The organism is Pseudomonas sp. ML2-2023-6 (assembly GCF_037055265.1).
Lineage (GTDB): Bacteria > Pseudomonadota > Gammaproteobacteria > Pseudomonadales > Pseudomonadaceae > Aquipseudomonas > Aquipseudomonas kulmbachensis.
This window is the reverse complement of sequence record NZ_CP146347.1, coordinates 2,626,744-2,647,162: the sequence shown is the minus strand read 5'-3', so window position 1 is coordinate 2,647,162 and position 20,419 is coordinate 2,626,744. Positions and strand designations below refer to the sequence as shown.

The 20,419-nt window shown below is 62.2% G+C and carries 2 protein-coding genes and 1 pseudogene; all 3 read right to left on the bottom strand.

Annotated elements, in window-relative coordinates; genetic code table 11:
- Window positions 1-3 precede the first annotated feature (3 nt).
- On the bottom strand, window positions 4-11,715 hold the full coding sequence (locus tag V6L79_RS12160; protein WP_338580285.1) for an amino acid adenylation domain-containing protein: 11,712 nt from the start codon (window positions 11,713-11,715) through the stop codon (window positions 4-6).
- Window positions 11,715-15,872 (bottom strand): amino acid adenylation domain-containing protein, encoded by a 4,158-nt coding sequence (locus tag V6L79_RS24745; RefSeq protein WP_405046636.1) that lies wholly within the window; start codon window positions 15,870-15,872, stop codon window positions 11,715-11,717. Before V6L79_RS24745 ends, V6L79_RS12160 begins: the two co-directional genes overlap by 1 nt.
- Window positions 15,857-20,107: pseudogene (locus V6L79_RS24740) on the bottom strand (amino acid adenylation domain-containing protein); the annotation flags it as partial. The gene V6L79_RS24745 and the pseudogene V6L79_RS24740, both read right to left, overlap by 16 nt.
- Window positions 20,108-20,419: the final 312 nt, after the last annotated feature.

Sequence of the window (20,419 nt, the reverse complement as noted above, 5' to 3'; positions counted from 1 at the left end):
AGATCAAGCCAGTTCAGGCTCCAACAATTCATCCAGTTGCTTGAGCAAGGTGGCGTGACGCAGCAGCTCATAATGGCCACCGCTCAACACCTCATGCCCCGCCCCGGGACCCATTTGCGCCGCATGTACCCGACGCTCGTCTTCACGCCCGACCACCCACCAGTGATGTGCCGCTACCCGAGTCCGAGGCAGTGAGCGCTGGTCCAGGGCCAATTGTTTGAGACGTGCACCCACGGCAAAGATGTGACTCAACTCCGCCGCGCCCAGCAATCCATGCTCACCCAGACTGCTGCGCGGCTCTGCCATGGCCGCCTCGATCACCTGCTCGGCACCGGCGCCAGTCGCGGTCAACAGCTGCGCCTCGGCTTGCGGTACGCCCAGCACAAAGCGCAAAAAGTCCTGCAAGTCTTCACGCCCGTCACTGGCTTCAGCAGTGCCCGCTACATAGCTGTCTACCAGCCCGGCAAATGCCACTTGCTGACCTTGAGCCTCGAGGGCCTGGGCCACCAGCACCGTCAACGCCCCGCCCAGTGACCAGCCCAGCAAGTGATAGGGGCCGTGCTCCTGCTGCTGGCGGATGCGCTCGGCATAGGCCTGCGCCATGCTCTGCAACGACCCATCCTGCCATTCGGGGTCCAGCAACATGCGGCATTGCACTCCATAGACGCTGCGCCGCCCGTCCAATTTACGCGCCAGCGGTTCGTAGTCGAACACCGTGCCAAAACCGGCATGCAGGCAGAACAACGGCGGCACTGCTTCGACTCGACTGTTAAGTGCCAGCAACGGATCAGGTGCTTGACCTGTAACCACAGGTTCAAAGCCGCTGAGTTCGGCAATACACGGCTTTTGCATCAGGTCGCGCAGCTTGAGGCTCAAACCCAGCTCTGGCTGATTGCGCACTCGCGAGATGACCTTAAGCACCTGTAGCGAATCACCACCCAGCTCAAAGAAGTTATCGTCGATGCCCACCTGCTCCAGCCCCAGCACCTCCTGCCAGATCCCGGCCAACGCCTGTTCCAGCGCATTACGCGGTGCTCGATAGTGGCCCTGAAGCAATTGCGGCTCGGGTAATGCACGGCGATCCAATTTGCCATTGGCCGATAGCGCAAAACGCTCCAGTAGCACGATATGGCTGGGCACCATGTAGTCCGGCAGTTGTGCCTGTAATTGCGCTTTCAGTTGGCGCTCCGAAATCGTGCCGCGCGCAGCCACCACATAGCCCACCAACTGTTTGCCGCTCGCGCCCTCGATGACCTTGACCGCCGCATCCTGCACACCGTCGCACTGACGCAAACGCGCTTCGATTTCCCCCGGTTCGATACGGAAGCCACGAATTTTTACTTGTTGGTCCAGACGGCCCAGATAGTCGATCAGCCCGCATTCACGCTGGCGTACCAGGTCGCCGGTGCGGTACATGCGTCCGCCACTGGCGGCGAACGGATCTGGTACAAAGCGCTCGGCGCTCAACCCCGGCTGGCGATGGTAGCAACGGGCCAGACATTCGCCGCCCAAGTACAACTCACCACTGACCCCCACCGGCAACGGATTCATGTCCGCATCGAGTACATACACGCCCCGCCCGGCCACACTGCGGCCAATCGGGGCGTAAGCGGCGTCACAACACTCGCTCGCTTCGGCCCGCCACAGCAAAGGCGTAACCACGGTCTCGGTCGGGCCATAGCCATTGACCAGCCGCAGGGGTTGCAGGGCACGTTTGACCAGCTCAAAACTGGCGTGCGGTACTGCATCGCCACCAAAGCAATAAGTGTGCACCGCCGGTGGATTGCCCTGCGCCAGAGCCACTTCAGCCAGTTGTTGCAGATAGGCTGGCGGGAAGCACGCCACGGTCACCCGCTGCTGATGCAATACCTGCAGGGTCTGCTCCGGGGTCCACAGATTGTCGTCGCGAATCACCAGGCTACCGCCTGCCAGCAGCACGCCAAGCCAGCGCTCCTGGGCACCGTCAAAGGCGAACGACATAAAGTGCAGTTCGCGACTGGCCGGGCTCAACTCATAGAGGTCGATAATCCCTTGGCAATGCCGCGCAATCGGCTCGCGGGCCACCGCCACGCCCTTGGGCTGGCCAGTAGAACCCGAGGTGTAAATCAGATACGCCAGATGCCCGGGCAACGACCGCACCGCACGCGGCGTGCCATCCCGTACCGGCAACTGATCGAGCAACAGCCGTGGCGTGACGCCGTTAAACGCCACGCGTTGATCGAGATCGCTGTGGCACAGCAACAGGCTCGCTCCCGAGTCTGCCAACATAAACCCGAGGCGCTCGGCCGGGTAATCCAGGTCCAGCGGCAAGTAGGCTGCCCCTGCCTTGAGCACCGCCAAAAACGCCACAATGGTTTGCTCCGAACGCGGCAGTGCGACGGCTACCAGTTGCTCCGGACCAATCCCCCGCGCCTGCAAGTGCAGCGCCAGCGCATCGGCCTGACGGTCAAGTTCGGCATAGCTCAACTCGCGGCCATCGCAGATCAAGGCCAACGCCTGCGGCTGCACTGCAACCTGTGCCATAAAGCCCTGCACCAGATCCCGCACTGGCGCCGGGACCTGCGCCATTTCGATCCGTCCATGGGGCAGGCCGATCTCACCGATCAGGCAATTGCCACCCAGCGGCAAGCGCACCAGCAAGCCTTCAAACTGGCTGCGAATGCGCTCTACCGTTACCGCATCGAAACGCTCGCGCAGGTACAGGTATTCCACCTCAAGCCCCTGGTCGGTGGCGCTGATCATCAAGTCCATCGGGAAGTTAGTCACCCCACCGCTGCCCACCTCGGCAAACTTCAGCTCGCCGTCCTGCTCGCCGCGCAAGGCACGGTCCACCGGGTGGTTTTCAAACACGATAATGCTGTCGAACAACCCTTGCCCGCCCTGCCCGGCCCAGCGCTGAATATTTGCCAGCGGCGTATGTTCAAAATCGCGGATCGCCAGGTTGTAGTCCTGTAACTGGCGCAGCCAGTCGCCCAGCGCCTGTTGCGGATCGAGGGTCTGAATTACCGGCAGGGTATTGATAAACAGCCCGAGCATGTCTTGCGCCCCGGCCAGTTGCGTCGGCCGCCCGGCAACCGTGGCACCAAAGGCCACGCTGCGTTGCCCGGTGTGACGTTGCAGCAGCAACAGCCAGGCTGCTTGCACCACCGTGTTCAGCGTCACTCTCTGGCTGCTGGCAAATGCATGCAATCGACGGCTCGCAGCGCTATCCAGATAGCTGTAGAGCACACCATGCCCGCTGCCATCGGTATTGGCCGCATTGGCCAGGATTGTCGGCGCTTGCAATGTGTTTAGACGCTCACGCCAGAAGCCTTCGGCTGCCGTCACGTCCTGGCGCGCCAGCCAACTGATGTAGTCGGCATAACGCCCGCTCATGCACGGCAGTATTTGTTTGGCGTACAAGCGCAGCATTTCGCCGAGCAGGCGCGAAGCGCTCCAACCGTCCAGCAACAAATGATGGTAGGTCCAGATCATCTGGAACCGGTTGTCGTCCAGACGCACCAGGGTAAAGCGCATCAACGGCGGGCAGCTGAGGTCAAAACCCCGGGCCTGATCGTCAGCCGCCAACGCCAGCAATGCCGACTCAGGGGCCGCATGCTCACGCCAGTCCAGTTCGACAATCGGCAACTCGACGTGCTGATACACCGCCTGCAACGGGTCAGCCAGGCCGTCGCGCCACATAAAGGCGGTGCGCAACACTTCGTGACGTTCCAGCAGGGTTTGCCAGGCGCTGCAAAACCGCGGCACCTGCAACCCCTCTACCGCCACGCTGAGCTGGTTGACGTAAAGGTTCAGCTCTGGCGATTCAATACAGTGGAACAACATGCCCTGCTGCATCGGCGACAGCGGATACAGATCATCCAGCGCACTGCGGTCCACCACCACGGCATGTGGCACCAGGGCAAAGGGCAAGGTCTCGATGCGCTGCAGCGCTTGCGGCCCGGTATTGATCGCAACCGCCGCCAAGGCTCGGATGGTTTGCGCTTCGAACAGTTGCTTGGGAGTAAAGACCAGCCCTTGCGCCCCGGCACGGCTCACCGCCTGCAACGAAATAATCGAATCGCCGCCCAGTTCAAAAAAGTTTTCCGTGACGCTGATCGCCTCCAACCCCAGCAAGTCTTGCCAGATATCGGCCAACAGTAATTCGGCCGCCGTTTCCGGCAGCACCCGGTCAAGCACCTGGCGACTGGCCTCAGGGGCAGGCAGGGCCTGACGATCAAGCTTGCCGTTGGGGGTCAACGGCAAGGCCACCAGGCACATCAGGTGCGCGGGCAGCATATGCGCCGGCAAGCGGCTGCGCAGATGAGCAATCAAATGTTCACGCAACCCGACCTCGTCGGCCAGCGGATCACGGGCCACGATATAACCGACCAACTGACGACTCACCGGGCCATCGCGATCGACTACAAAGGCCTCGCGCACGCCATCGTGCTCCAACAGGCAGGCCTCGATTTCGCCCAGTTCGATGCGGAACCCGCGAATCTTCACCTGCTGATCGATACGTCCCAGATACTCGACCACACCGTCGTCACGCAACCGTGCCAGGTCGCCACTGCGATACAGCCGCGCGCCCGCCACGAATGGATCGGGCACAAAGCGTTCGGCGGTCAGGGCCGGGCGCTGATGGTAGCCACGGGCGACACCTTCGCCACCCAGATACAACTCACCGGCCACCCCTACCGGCAGCGGCTGCAAGCTGGCGTCCAGCACATAGGCACTGCGCTCGCCCACCGGGCGACCTATGGGCAAGAACGCCGACTCGAATCGGGTGTCCGGGTAGGCGCACCAAATCAGCGGCGTAATCACGGTTTCGGTCGGGCCGTAGCCGTTGATAATGCGCGGTGGTTGCAGCACTCGCTGCACCTCATCAAACGCGTGCTTGGGCATGCCTTCACCGCCCACGGTGTAAGAACGAATCGGCAGCTTGCGCCCGGCTTCGCCCATGTAATCGGCCATTTGCAGCAAGTAACTTGGGGTAAAACAGGCAATTGTGATGCCGTGGCGCTCGATTTCTTCGCAGGTGCGCTGGGCGCTCCATACTTCGTCATCGCGCGGCATCAACGCCGAGCCGAAGACCAGCGGGGTCAACCAGCGCTCGTGGGCACCGTCGAAACTGATGGAGGCAAATTGCAGCTCGCGGTCATCCGGGGTCATGCCATACAACTCGCCAATTGACAGGCAATGCATGGCCAGCGGACCGTGGGCCACGCTCACGCCTTTGGGGCGGCCAGTGGAGCCCGAGGTGTAGATCAGATAGGCCAGGTTCTGTGGTTGCGTGAGGTTGGGCGGATTGCTCGCAGGCAACCAAGCGATGTCTTCGCGGTCCAGTTCCAGCACCGGTAAACCGTCGATATGCGGCAGCCCCTTGCGCAACCAGGACTGGCTGAGTAACAGCGCAATACCGCTGTCCTGCATCAAATAGCTCAGGCGCTCGGCCGGGTAAGCCGGGTCCAGCGGTACATAGGCGCCACCGGCCTTAAGAATTGCCAGCAAGCCGATAATCATCTGTGGCGAGCGTTCCAACGCCAGCCCCACCCTCACTTCCGGTCCCACTCCCAACTCACGCAGGCGATGGGCCAAACGGTTGGCGCGCTGATTGAGGTCGGCGTAGGTGAACGTACTCTGGTCAAAGATCAACGCCGTTGCCTCAGGGCGAATAGCCGCCTGCGCTTCGATCAACTGATGCACGCACAGCTCGCTCGCGGCTCCCGGCTGGCGGTTCCAGTCCTGCAATTGCTGGTGTTGTTCGGCAGCGCTCAACAACTGCAACTCGCCAAGACTGGCTTGCGGCGCGGCAATCATGCCCCGCAGCAGGCAGGCCAGGTGCTCACTCATGCGGGCAATCACTGACGGCGTAAAGTGACTGAGTAAAAAGCTCCAGGTCAGGCGCAACTGGCCTTCACTGACCGCGGCCAGGGTCAGCGGGTAGTTGGTGCGCTCATGGTTGTCCGGCAACGAAAAGCTCAACCCCTGTGGCGCACCCTGCTGCAAGGCCTCGCCAATGGGGAAGTTTTCAAATACCAGCAAACTGTCGAACAGCGGCTCACCGGCGCGTCCCGCCCAGCGCTGCACATCACTGAGCGCGGTAAATTCATGCTCACGCAGTTCCAGGTTGTGTGCCTGCAAGCGGCTCAACCAGTGCGCCACGCTCTCGGCCGCTTGCGGTTGAGTGATCACCGCCAACGTGTTGATAAACAGCCCGAGCTGGTGCTCCGCCCCCGGTAAATCCACCGGCCGCCCCGCCACAGTGGCGCCAAATGCCACGCTCTGCTGGCCGCTATAGCGCTGCAACAGCACGGCCCAGGCGCCTTGCACCAGCGTGTTGAGGGTGATGTTGTGCTGGCGGGCAAACGCCGCAAAGTCGGCGCTCAGTTGTGTATCGAACAGTTGGTGATGGTCGGCGTAGCCGACACCGTTTGAAGGCGTATGGGGCAGGCTCTGCGCCAACAGGGTCGGGCTCTGCAGTGGCGCCAGTTGCACGCGCCAGAAGGCTTCGTCGGCCACCGGGTCCTGGGCTTGCAGCCAGCCGATATAGTCACCGAAGCGGCCCTGCGCGGGAGCTACTTCTATCCCGGCGTAGCGCTGCAACACCTCGCCGAGCAGCAACGCATTGCTCCAGCCATCGAGCAACAAGTGGTGGTGGGTGTAGATCAACTGCTGGCGTTGTTCGTCAAGGCGCACCAGCGCCAGACGCAATAGCGGCGGCTGCGCCGGATCGAACTGCAAACGCTCGCTGCGGGCCAACAATTGCAATTCGCCAGCCTGATCGGCACGCCCGCGCCAGTCGAGCACGGTCAGCGGTAATTGCAGCGAACGCTGTACCAGTTGCACCGGGGCGGTTGCGCCCTGAGGCCAGTGAAACCCGCTGCGCAAAATCGGATGCGCATCCAGCGTCGCTTGCCAGGCTTGGGCCAAGCGCGCCGCGTCCAGACCTTTGGCCTCCACGCAGAGTTGATTGACGTAAGCCCCAGCCTGCGGCTCGTACAGACTGTGAAACAGCAAACCGCTCTGCATCGGCGACAGCGGATACAGGTCTTCAATCTGCCGTGGCGTGACCGGCAGTTGGTCCAGTTGCGCCTGGGTCAAATTCGCCAGCGCAAAGTCCGCGGGGGTCACGCCGCTGTGCTGCGGGTTCAGGCAATGCTCTACCAGCGCCTGCAAATGCATCTGAATGCCCGCGGCCAGGCCCTCAATCTGATGTTTGTCGAAGCACTCCTGACTGAAGCTCAGGTCCAGTTTCAATTCGCCGCCAAACACCTGGCCGTCCACCGAGAGCCAGTTGGCCAGCGGCGAATCGGGGCTTTGCGCGGCGCCGCTGGCCTCTTGGGCTGGCACAAACAGCGCGTCCTCGCTGAAGCTCTGGTCGAACTGGCCCAGGTAGTTGAACGTCACCCGCGCTGCTGGCAAAGCCGCGAGGCTGGCTTGTGCCTGCGCATCCCCCTGATAGCGCAGCAATCCAAACCCCAGGCCCTTGCCCGGTACTTCACGCAGTTGCTGCTTGATTGCCTTGATGGACTCGCCAAGTCCGGCTGCCGGGGTCAACTTCACCGGGAACAGGCTGGTAAACCAGCCCAGGGTACGGGTCAGGTCAATGTTCTCGAACAAGTCCTCACGCCCGTGACCTTCGAGCTGGATCAACGCTGTCGGTTCGCCGGTCCAGTCGCACAATGCACGGGCCAGGGCGGTCAGCAGCAAATCATTGACCTGGGTGCGATAGGCCGCTGGCGCCTGTTGCAGCAATTGGCGGGTTTGTTCGCGATCCAGCCCCATGCTGACCACCTGCCGATGCCGCACTGCCTGACTGGCGTTGGCACGCGCATCCGGCAACTCGCCGCTGACACCCTGCAACTGTTGCTGCCACCACAGCAATTGCGCCGCCAGATCCTCGCTTTGCGCATAAGCATTCAACTGCAACGCCCAATCCTGCAGCGAGCTGGTTTTTTCCCCCAGCGCCTGAGAGGCATAAGCCGCTTGCAGGTCTTCAAGCAGCACCCGCCAGGACACGCCATCGACCACCAAGTGGTGGATCACCAGCAGCAAACGCTGGTTGCCGTCGTCATGATCAATCAGCACCGCGCGCAGCAATGGGCCATCGTGCAGCGACAGGCTGCGCTGAGCTTCGTCGCACAGACCTTGCAGGGCCTCGTCACTTTGCACTTGTGCGGTCCACAGCAAATCGGTGGCGGCCACACCGTCCAATGGCCGGTAGTGCGCGGCCCACTGCCCGTCCTGCTGACGGAACTGCAAACGCAGCGCGTCATGCTGGGCCAGCACCTGTTGCAGCGCGGTTTGCAGGCGCAGCAAGTCGAGCGGCTCACGCACGGCAAGCAAAACCGACTGGTTCCAGTGCTGGTTTTGCACCGTCTGCTGGGCAAAGAACCACTGTTGCACCGGGGTCAACACTTGTGCGCCCAACACCGGGCCCTGGGCGATTGGCGCCGCGACTTGCTGGCTAACCACCGCGGCCAGCGCATGCAAGGTCGGTTGCTGAAACAGATCACGTGGCTGCAAACCCAGACCCGCGCGGCGAGCGCGGCTGACCACTTGAATGGAGATGATCGAGTCGCCACCCAGCTCAAAGAAATTGTCCTGACGCCCGACCTGCTCCAGGCCCAGCACGTCTTGCCAGATTGCCGCCAACTGTCGTTCATTGGCACTGCGCGGCGCTTCAAAAATACGCTGGCTGACATTGATCAGCGGCGACGGCAACAATTTGCGCTCCAGCTTGCCGTTGGGGCTCAGCGGCATGCAATCGATCAGCATCAGGTGCGTGGGCACCATGTAATCCGGCAAGCTCACCAGCAAATGCGCTTTCAGTTCTTCGCGCCAGCGGGCCGGATCTTGCGGGGCAACAACCGGCACCAGATACGCCACCAGTTGGTTGTCCAACGCCAGCACCACGGCCTCTTGCACCTGGGGATGCTCTTGCAGGCGCGCTTCGATTTCGCCCAGTTCGATACGCAGCCCGCGAATTTTCACCTGGTGGTCGATACGACCGCAGTACTCAATAGCGCCGTCAACGCGATAGCGCGCCAGATCGCCCGTGCGATACAAGCGTTCGCCACTGCCCAACGGGTCGACCACAAAGCGCTCGGCAGTCAGAGCCGGGCGGGCATGATAACCCCGCGCCAGCCCGGCGCCCGCCAGGTACAACTCGCCAATCGCACCGTTCGGCAATGGCTGCAGCTCGGCACTCAGAATATAGGTGCGCAGGTTGGCGATTGGCCGTCCGATCGGCACGCTGTCGCGGCCCTCCTCGACGCAAGTCCAGTGAGTTACGTCGATGGCGGCTTCGGTCGGCCCGTACAGGTTGTACAACTGCGCATGTGGCAGGCGCTCAAGAGTCTGGCGCTGCAACGCCATCGGCAACGCTTCACCGCTGCACACAATGCGCCGCAACGAGCTGCACTGCGCCGCTTCGTCAGCGCTGATAAAGGCTTGCAACATCGACGGAACAAAATGCAGGGTGGTGATCGCCTGCTCGACGATCAATGCCGCCAGTTGCTGCGGGTCGCGATGAGCGCCGGGAGCAGCCACCACCAGGGTTGCGCCGTGCATCAGCGGCCAGAAAAACTCCCACACCGACACGTCAAAGCTGAACGGGGTTTTCTGCAACACCCGATCCGCGGTGTTCAGTTCATAGGCCTGTTGCATCCAGGCGAGACGGTTATACAAGGCGCCATGGCTATTGCCCGCGCCTTTCGGGCGACCGGTGGAACCCGAGGTGTAAATCACATAGGCCAGGTTTTGTGCGCTGGCCACATTTGCCAGGTTCGCGGCGCTGTACTCGGCCAGCCAATGCGCCGTGCTTTCAAGGCACAGACTGGCCAGCCCCGCCGGTAGCGCCAGGTTGGCCAACACCGGTGTCTGGGTCAGCAACAGGCTGATGCCGCTGTCCTCGAACATATAGGCCAGTCGCTCGGCCGGGTATTGCGGGTCCAGCGGCACATAGGCACCACCCGCCTTGAGGATCGCCAGCAGGCCGATTACCAGTTCCAGTGAGCGCTCGCAAGCAACCCCGACCCGGACTTCCGGGCCGACGCCCAATTCACGCAAATGGTGCGCCAGACGATTGGCTCGCTGATTCAGCTCGCCATAACTCAGACGCTGCTGGCCAAACACCAGCGCGCAACCATCCGGGGTCGCGCCAGCCTGCGCCTCGATATGCTGGTGCACGCACTCGGGGCCGGGATAGACCTGCTGCGTGGCATTCAGGCCGAGCAAGGTGGCCTCGACTTCAGCCGCCGACAGCATCGCCAGTTCGCCAATCGCGCATTCGGGATCGGCCACGATACTTGCCAGCAGGTTGCGCCAGTGCCCGGCCAGGCACTCGATGCGCTCGGCATCAAACAAATCGGTGGCATAAGTCAGGCTGGCCAGCAGCCGCTCGCCTTCTTCGTGAGTATCCAGTTGCAGGTCAAACTGCGCCGTGCGCCCCGGCCACGCCAGGCTTTGAACCTCAAGCCCGGCAAGCATCCCGCCGAGTGCGCCGGGGCGACTTTGCTGATGGTTGAACATGACCTGGAACAGCGGGCTGTGGCTCAGGCTGCGCTCACCTTGCAGCGCTTGCACCAGACGTTCGAACGGCAAGTCCTGATAGCCTTGGGCATCCAGCGCACGGTCACGGGTTTGCTCCAGCAGCCGGGCAAACGGCAAGCGCCCGTCAAGCTCGGCGCGCAGCACCTGGGTGTTGACGAAAAAGCCGATCAGACCACAGGTTTCTGCACGGCTGCGGTTGGCCACCGGCACGCCGATGCGCAGGTCTGTCTGACCGCTGTAGCGGTGCAGCAACACCTGAAAGCTGGCCAGCAACAGCATGAACGGGGTCACGCCACGCTGGCGGGCCAGGCTCATCAAACCTTTGGCCAGCGCCGGTGGCAGTGCAAAGTCCAGCCGCGCCCCCTGCTGCGTGGGCTGCGCCGGGCGCGAACGGTCGCCGGGCAACTCCAGCACCGGCTGCTCGCTGCCCAATTGCCCGCGCCACCAGTCCAACTGGCGCTCCAGCTCACCGGCTTCCATCCAGCGGCGCTGCCACAACGCGTAATCACTGTACTGGATCGCCAGGGCGGGTAGCTCAAGGGGCTTGCCCTGGACATGGGCCGCGTACAGCTGCGAGAACTCGTCGACCAGTACCCCCATCGACCAGCCGTCAGCAACAATATGGTGCAAGGTCAGCACCAGCACATGATCGTCGGCGTCCAGTTGCAACAGGCTGACTCGCAACAACGGGCCGTGTTGCAGATCAAACGGCCGGGCTATATCCAGCTCCAGCAGTTGCATGGCCATGTTCAGGCGTTCGGCCTGGGGCTGAACACGCAGATCATGCTGGGTCAAAGTCAGTGAAGGGTCGGTAGGGGTTTGCAACTGCTGGAGAACCCGACCATCGGTTTCAATAAACACACTGCGCAGGCTGTGATGGCGTTCCAGCAACGCATCGAAGCTGTGCTGCAACGCAGGCACATTCAGCGCGCCGCGCAAACGCAGGGCCGCCGGGATGTGATAGGCCGCACCTTCGGGGTCAAGTTGCCACAGGAACCACTGGCGTTGCTGGGCATAAGACAGCTCGCACGGTTCAGCGGCAGGTGCCGTCAGCGGTATCGGCAACTGGCCGAAGCTGACGCCCTGCTCCTGCATTTTTTGCAGAAAGTCGCGACGCTGCTGCGGCGCGAGGCTGGCGAAACGGTTGGCAATGCGCCAGGCGGTAGAGTTTTCCATCAGTTGATCTCCATCTCGTCGAGCAGCGACTCAAGTGCGCTCAGACGAACATCGTTATCCGCAGGCGTTTGCGCCTGTGCCAGAGCGGCATAGGCTTGAAGGTCAGCGGCTTCGAACAGCGCCCGTAGCGCCAACTCGATGCCCAGTTGCAGTTCGACCCTGGCGCTGGCCTGGGCCGCGAGCAGCGAATGCCCGCCCAATTCAAAGAAGTTGTCGTGACGCCCCACTCGCTCGACTTCCAGCACGCTGGCCCAGATAGCCGCCAGTTGCGTTTCCAGTTCACCCACGGGGGCGGTGTAAGGCCGTTGCCAGTGTTCGGCGTCGGGCAGCGGCAAGGCGTTGCGATCAAGCTTGCCGTTGCCGGTCAGTGGCAGCGCATCGAGCAGCAACCAATGTGTGGGCACCATGTAATCCGGCAGCTCGCCCTTGAGCACAGCACGCAATTGCTCGCGCCAGGCCAGCGGGTCAGCAGGGGGCTGGTCGGCCACCACATAGGCGCACAGTTGCTCTTGATACACGCTCAGCACCGCGTCGCTGACGCCGACTTGCTGCTTGAGGCAGGCTTCGATTTCCCCCAGTTCGATACGGAAACCGCGAATCTTCACTTGCTGGTCGGCCCGCCCCAGATAGTCGATATTGCCATCGGCCCGCTGGCGAGCCAGATCGCCACTGCGATACAGCCGCGTGCCCGGTTCAAACGGACTTGGCACAAAGCGTTCGGCCGTCAACCCGGCGCGGCCGTGATACCCACGCGCCAGCCCAGCCCCGGCGATATACAACTCACCCGCGCAACCCGCGGCCACCGGTTGCAACTGGCTGTCGAGCAAGTACCAGCTGAGGTCACTGAGCGGACGACCAATCGGGCTTTGCACCCTGGCATCGAGATCAGTCGGGCTGATGGCGCGGTACGTCACATGCACCGTGGTTTCGGTGATGCCGTACATGTTCACCAACGTGGTTTGCCGATCACCGAAGCGTTCGTACCATGGACGCAGGCTCGACGCTTGCAGCGCCTCGCCACCGAAGATCACCCAACGCAACGCCAGCGGGTGCGGGCTGTTGCAGGCAATCGGCAGCAGTTGCCGGAAGGCTGTAGGTGTCTGGTTGAGTACCGTCACGTGTTCATCACACAGCAACCGGTGAAACACCTCAGGTTCACGGCTGATGTAATACGGCACGATCACCAGACGACCACCGGTACACAGCGCACCAAACAGCTCCCAAACCGAAAAATCGAACGCATAAGAGTGGAACAGCGTCCACACATCACTCGAGCCAAACCCGAATTGATCTGCCGTGGCGCCCAGCAAACGAGTGACGTTGGCATGGCTGAGCAGTGCGCCTTTGGGCCGACCGGTGGAGCCCGAGGTGTAAATCACATAGGCCAGGTTATCGGGCTGCGTGAGGTTGCCCAGGTTTTCGGGGCTAAAGGCATCCAGCCCCAGATGCTCCATGCACAAGGCCTGTACCCCGACCCGTGGCGGCAGGTTTTCCAGCAGATGTTCCTGGGTCAGCAGCAGTTGAATGCCGCTGTCTTCGATCATGTAACTCAAGCGCTCCGCAGGGTATTGCGGGTCGAGCGGCACATAAGCACCTCCGGCCTTGAGAATCGCCAACACCCCGACCACCAGCGCCATGGATCGCTCGGTGGCAATCCCCACCCGTACTTCCGCACCCACTCCCAGTTCGCGCAACTTGTGCGCCAGGCGATTGGCCTGCGCGTTAAGCGCGCCATAGCTCAGCGAATCGCCGTCGCAGCGCAGCGCCACGGCCTGAGGTTGCAAGGCCACTTGCGCCTCAAACATTTGATGCAGATTCGGCGCCAGCGGCTGGCTCAGCACCTGCGGGTTCCACTGCGCGATCAGCGCCTGCTGCTCGACTTCATCAAGCATCGGCAACCCAGCGATACGTTGTTGCGGCTCACGCACCACGGCGCGCAACAGGTTCAACCAGTGCCCGGCCAGACGTTCGATAGTGGCAGGGTCATACACATCGCTGGCATAGGTCAGGCTGGCGTGCAGTTGCTCGCCCTGCTCTTCGGTGTCCAGTGCCAGATCGAACTGGGCGCTGTGCTGTTGCCAGTCCATGCGTTGCACGGTCAAGCCCGGCAGCGTGCGTTCAACACTGTCACCGACCTGGCGTTGATGGTTGAACAGCACGTCGAACAGCGGCGTGTGGCTGAGGCTGCGCTGCGGTTGCAGTGCCTCTACCAGTTGCTCGAACGGCAGTTCCTGATGCGCCTGCGCCCATAGCGCCGTTTGTTTGACCTGCTGCAACAGGCTGGCAAAGGTTTGCTGACCGTCGATCTCGGCGCGCAGCACCTGGGTATTGATAAAGAAGCCGATCAGGCCTTCGGTTTCGATCCGGCCCCGCCCGGCGTTCGGCACGCCAACACTGATTGCCGACTGACCACTGTAGCGATGCAAAAGCGTTTGCAGACTGGTCAGCAGCAACATGAACAGGGTCACATTTTGCTGCTGAGCCAACTGCCGCAATTGGCTGGCCAATTGCGGTTCAACCGTCAATTCGATACGTGCGCCGCGCTCGCTGCGAATCGCCGGGCGGGTCAGCTCACTGCCCAGTTCCAGCGGCGCGTGATGAGTGCCGAGCTTTTCGCGCCAGGCATTCAACTGGCGTTCGCCCTCGCCTCCCTGCAGCCAGTTGCGCTGCCATGCCGCGTAATCGGCGTAGCTCACAACCAGCGGCGCCAGGTTCGGTGCCTGCCCCTGAACATGGGCCACATACAGTGCACTGAACTCATCGACCATCACCTGCATCGACCAGCCATCAGCGGCGATATGGTGCACAGTCAGCACCAGCACATGCTCATCGGCCGCGACCTTGAGCAGCAACACGCGCAGCAGCGGACCGTGGCGCAGGTCGAACGGCTGGCGCATTTCTTCGCTGACCAGGGCTTCAATCTGCGCCTCACTGACGGTATCGAGGATCAACTCACGCAAGGCCAACGGCAAACTGGCGTGCAGCACGCCACGGGCCTGTTCGCCATCCTGGGAGAAGGTAGTACGCAGGGTTGCGTGGCGTGCCTGCAGGTCATTGAAACTGCGCAGCAGTGCATCACGATTGAGCGCACCTTTAAGCCGTAGCGCTGCGGGAATGTTGTACGCCGCACTGTCCGGGTCAAGCTGCCAGAGGATCCACTGGCGCTGTTGCGCATACGACAACACATCTGCTTGGCCGCCAACCAGCGGGCGCAATGGCGGCTGGCTGACAGTTGGCGGTTGCGCCGCACAACGGCTGGCAAAGTCGCTGAGGCTGGCGGTTTCAAACAGGCTGCTCAGGGGCAGTTCGATATTCAATTGCTGACGCACGCGGGACACCACTTGCGCGACCAGCAATGAATGCCCGCCCAGCTCGAAGAAATTGTCGTCGCGGCCCACTGCGTCGAGTTTCAACACCTGCTGCCAGATGGCGGCAATCCGGGTTTCGATCCCGGCCAGCGGGGCAATCACCTCGCGTTGCCAGTCACCCGCCTGGGGCAACGCCCTGCGGTCGACCTTACCGTTGGCATTGAGCGGCAGGCTGTCCAGCACCTGCCATTGCAGCGGCACCATATAGTCGGGCAAGCGGGACTTGAGCCCGGCCTTGAGCTGCTCGCGCAACTGGCTCCAGTGCGGCGCCTCGTCGTCGGCCACCACAAAGGCGACCAACGCCTTGCCGGTCGGACCTTCCTGCACCACCACCGCGGCTTCGCGCACACCATCCAGCTCGCGCAGACGGGATTCGATTTCACCCAGCTCAATGCGAAAACCACGCACTTTTACCTGCTGGTCGATGCGGCCCACGTACTCCAGCTGACCGTCGGCGCGGCGCCGCGCCAGGTCGCCGGTACGGTACAGGCGCTCGCCCGGTTGTTGCGCGTATGGGTTGGGCATAAACACCGCCGCACTGCGCGCCGGATCGCTGAAATAGCCGCGCCCCACGCCAGTACCCGCCACATACAACTCGCCCACCACACCGGTTGGTACGGGCTGCAAACCGCCATCGAGCACATACAGACGGTTGTTGTCGGTGGCCAGGCCAATCGGCAGATATGCGCCATCGACCGAAGCAGCATCGACCCGAAACAGTGCCACATCGTCCGAGCATTCCGCCGGGCCGTAGGCGTTGACCAGACCGATCTGCGGATAGCGCTGCAACCGACGCCCTTGTTCGGAACGCTGCGCAGTTGCTCCTTGATCGATTTGATCGAGGTGCCGAAGTCACCTTGCGCAGTCAGTTGTACCGGGAACAGGCTGGTAAACCAGCCCAGGGTGCGCGAAAGATCGAGGTCATCGAACAGCTGTTCTCGACCGTGGCCTTCGAGCTGAATCAAGCTGCTGGCCTGCCCACTCCAGCGGCCAATCACCCGTGCCAACGCCGTCAGCAACAAATCGTTGACCTGGGTGCGATAGGTTGCAGGGGCCACTTGCAACAACTGGCGGGTAAGTTCGGCATCGAGTTTGAGCTCCAGCTTGCGCCCGTGGCGGTTTTGCAAACCCGCGTCAGGACGGTCACAGGGCAAGTCGCTGCAGGCACCGGCCAACTGCGCCTGCCACCAGGCCAACTCATCGACCCGTGCCAAAGCCTCGCCTTGCAGGCGTGCAGTCCAGGCCTGATAGGCACTGGTCTTGGCCTGCGGCGGCTGGCTCGGAGCGCTATAAAACTGCTGCAGATCTTCCAGCAATACACGCCACGATACGCCGTCCACCACCAGGTGATGGACCACCAGCAACAGGCGCTGACTGTGATCGGGCATGTCCACCAACAGCGCGCGCAGCAGCGGGCCCTGTTGCAGGTCAAGGCTGCGCTGAGCCTGTTCGCATAGCGCATTGAGTTCTTGCACACCAGTCACCTGCCGGTGCCACAGCAGGCTGTCCGTCGGCAGTTCGGCATAGGCCTGCTGCCACTGACCGTCGCGCTGTTCGAAGCGCAAGCGCAGACCATCGTGATGCGTCAGCAACGAGCGCAGCGCCAGCTCGAGCACAGCGCCCTCAAGCGGCTGACGCGGGTGCAGCAGCAGCGACTGGTTCCAGTGGTGACGTTGAGGCATTGGCTGCGCAAAAAACCACTGCTGCACGGGTGCCAATGCCACAGCGCCACTGGCGAGCCCCTGATCGATGCTGGTTTGCTGGCTCAGCTCGGCGACCCGGGCCAGGCTGCGAATGGTCTGATGCTGGAAAAGATCTCGCGGGCTGAACGCGATCCCGGCCTGACGAGCTCGGCTGACAACTTGAATCGAGATAATCGAGTCACCGCCCAGGGCGAAGAAGTTGTCATCCACGCCAATCTGCGCCACGCCCAGTACGTTTTGCCAGATATCGGCCAAGCGCTGCTCCAGCTCGCAGGCCGGTGCGGCATAGCCTTGTTGCTGCGCACTGAGGTCCGGGCGCGGTAGGGCCTTGCGCTCCAGCTTGCCGTTGGCCGACAGCGGCAAGCGCTCAAGGCTGAGCCAGAGGCCGGGTACCATGTATTCCGGCAACGCGAGTTGCAGGTGCGCGCTGAGTGCGGCCTGCCAGTCGGCCTGCAATGGATCTTGCAGTACCACATACGCCACCAGTTGCTTGCCATCGAGCACCAGCACCACGGCTTCGCGCACTGCCGCGTGCTCGACCAGACGCGCTTCGATTTCCCCCAGCTCAATGCGCAAGCCACGTAACTTGACCTGGTGGTCGAGGCGCCCCAGATACTCAATCACCCCGTCCACCCGCTGCCGAACCAGATCACCGGTGCGATACAGGCGCTCGCCCTGGTTGAACGGGCACGGCACAAAGCGCTCGGCGGTCAGGGCCGGCCGTCGATGGTAGCTGCGGGCCAATCCGGCACCGCCCAGGTACAGCTCACCGGCAACCCCCAGCGCCACGGGCGACAGATTCGCGTCGAGGACACAGGTGCGCAGGTTGGCAATCGGCAAACCAATCGGCACGCTGGCTGCGCCTTCCTCCAGGCAGGTCCAGTGCGTCACGTCGATGGCGGCTTCGGTCGGCCCATACAGGTTGTACAACTCGGTAGCGGGCAGTTTGGCGAACACCTGTTGCTGGGCGTCCACCGGTAATGCTTCACCACTGCAGACAATCCGGCGCAGGCTGGTGCAGTGCTCGACTGCACTTTCGTGAATAAACGCCTGCAACATCGACGGCACAAAGTGCAGCGTAGTGATGCGCTGCTGACGAATGGTCTCGATCAGGCGCAGCGGTTCGCGGTGTTCGCCGGGCTGGGCTACTACCAGCCGGGCCCCGGTGAGCAGCGGCCAGAAAAACTCCCACACCGACACGTCAAAACTGAACGGGGTCTTTTGCAGCACGGCATCGTCTGCCCCCAGAGCGTAAGCCTGCTGCATCCAGCACAGGCGGTTGACCAGCGCCGCATGCGTGTTGCCCGCACCTTTGGGGCGCCCGGTAGAACCCGAGGTGTAGATCACGTAGGCGAGGTGTTGCGAATCCTGGGCCAGGTTGAGATTGCTGGCGCTGTAGTCGTCCAGCCAACCCGAAGGTTGATCGACAGTGATGACCTTCACATCGGCCACCGGTAGCGTCGCCAACAAGCGGCTGTGGGTCAGCAACAGCGCAATGGCGCTGTCGTCGATCATGTACGCCAGCCGCTCTTGCGGGTACTCCGGGTCCAGCGGCACGTATGCGCCACCGGCCTTGAGGATCGCCAGCAAACCCACCACCATCTCCTGCGAGCGTTCCAGCGCGATACCCACCAGCACGTCCGGGCCCACGCCCTGCTCGCGCAACAGATTGGCCAGCTGGTTGGCGCGAGCATTGAGTTGCGCAAAGGTCATGGACTGCGTGCCAAACACCAGGGCTATGGCATTCGGCGTACGCTCGACCTGCGCTTCGATCAATTGCTGCAGGCAGGTATGGGTCGGGTAAGCGACCTGGGTGCGGTTCCAGTCATGGACCTGGGTCTGCCACTCACTGGCATCGAGCATCGGCAACTCGCCAACCCGGCGTTCAGGGTTGTCTACCAGCGCCCGCAGCAGGTTGCTCCAATGCCCAGCCATGCGGGTGATGGTCGCACCGTCAAACAGGTCATTGGCGTAGGTCAGGGCAGCGTGCAGCTGGCCGGCTTTTTCGTAAGTATCCAGGCTCAAGTCAAATTGGGTGGTACGCCCTTCCCACTCCACCAGGCTCAACTTCAGGCCGGAGGCGGTATTCACCGTATCGATATCCGCGACCTGCGGCTGGTGGTTGTACATCACCTGGAACAGCGGGTTATGACTCAGGTTACGTTCAAGCTTGAGCGCCTCAACCAGTTGCTCGAAGGGTAACTCCTGATGTGCCTGGGCGCCGAGCGCGGTCTCTTTCACCGCGCCCAGCAACTCGGCCACCGAGGTCTGGGCATTGAGTTGTGTGCGCAGCACTTGGGTATTGACGAAAAACCCGATCAGCCCCTCGACCTCGCGCCGGTTACGATTGGCAATCGGCACCCCGACCCGCAGATCGTCCTGGCCGCTGTAGCGGTGCAGGAGGATATTGAACGCGCCCAACAGCAGCATAAACAGGGTGACATTGTGTTGTTGCGCCAAGGCGCGCAATTGCTCGACCAGTTGCGGGGCAACCGCAAATTCATACCGGGTGCCGCGATAACTCGGCATCGCCGGGCGCGGATAATCCGTGGGCAAGGCCATGACAGGATGCTCGTCACCGAGCCGTGACTGCCAGTATTCCAGTTGCCGGGCCTGCTCACCGGCCTGCAGCCAACGGCGTTGCCACAACGCGTAATCGCTGTATTGAATCGGCAACTGAGCCAACGCGGGCAACTCGCCGCGCTCGAAAGCGTCATAGCTGCGGATAAATTCGTCGATCAACACACTCATCGACCAGCCATCAGACACGATGTGATGCAAGGTCAGCAGCAGTACATGCTCCTGTGGGGCGAGCTTGAGCAGCTTGATTCGCAACAGCGGGCCGTTGGCCAGATCAAAGGGTTGCAGCGATTGGCGCTGAGCCTCGGACGCGACCGCCTGTTCACGCTCAATGACGGGCAGCAGGCTGAAATCCAGCTGCTCGACCTGGAGGGGAACCGTGAGCGGCGCCTGTTCGAGGCTGTCATCGGGATTTTGACGAAACACCGTGCGCAGGGTTTCGTGGCGCTGCACCAGGTGGGCAAAGGCCTGCTCCAGCGCGGCGCTATCCAGCGCGCCGGTCAGGCGTACCGCGCCCGGCAGGTTATAGGCACCACTGTGGGGGTCGAGTTGCCATAAAAACCACATGCGCCGCTGCGCATACGACAACGACTGACGGTCGGTTGCGGGCACATCGGCGGGAATCGGAAACTGCGAAAAGTCGATCCCTTCTGCCCGCAGACCGTCGAGGAATAACCGGCGTTTTTCCAGCGGTAACTCGATGAATCGGCGGGCAAGTTTGAGGGACTTCTCAGCATTCATCTGACTTCTTCCGTACGTGTTGGCTATCGAGCGTTGGCTCGGCTATCCCTACGGAACGGATGAAGTCAGGGGGAAATTAACCTGCCGCTTTTGACAGAAACAGGCAAGGGACACCGCGAACACACCAACACCCGAAAGTTGTAGATACTCTGTTCCAGGTCAAGCCCCCAGTGGGAGCGAGCTTGCTCGCAAAGAACATTCGCGAGCAGGCTCGCTCCCACGCTTGAAGTATCTCTGTAGATACTCTGCTCCCGGTCAAGCACTAGCGAAGGGCTCTCGCTAAACCGCTTGGTTCACCTGCGCGCCTCAGCG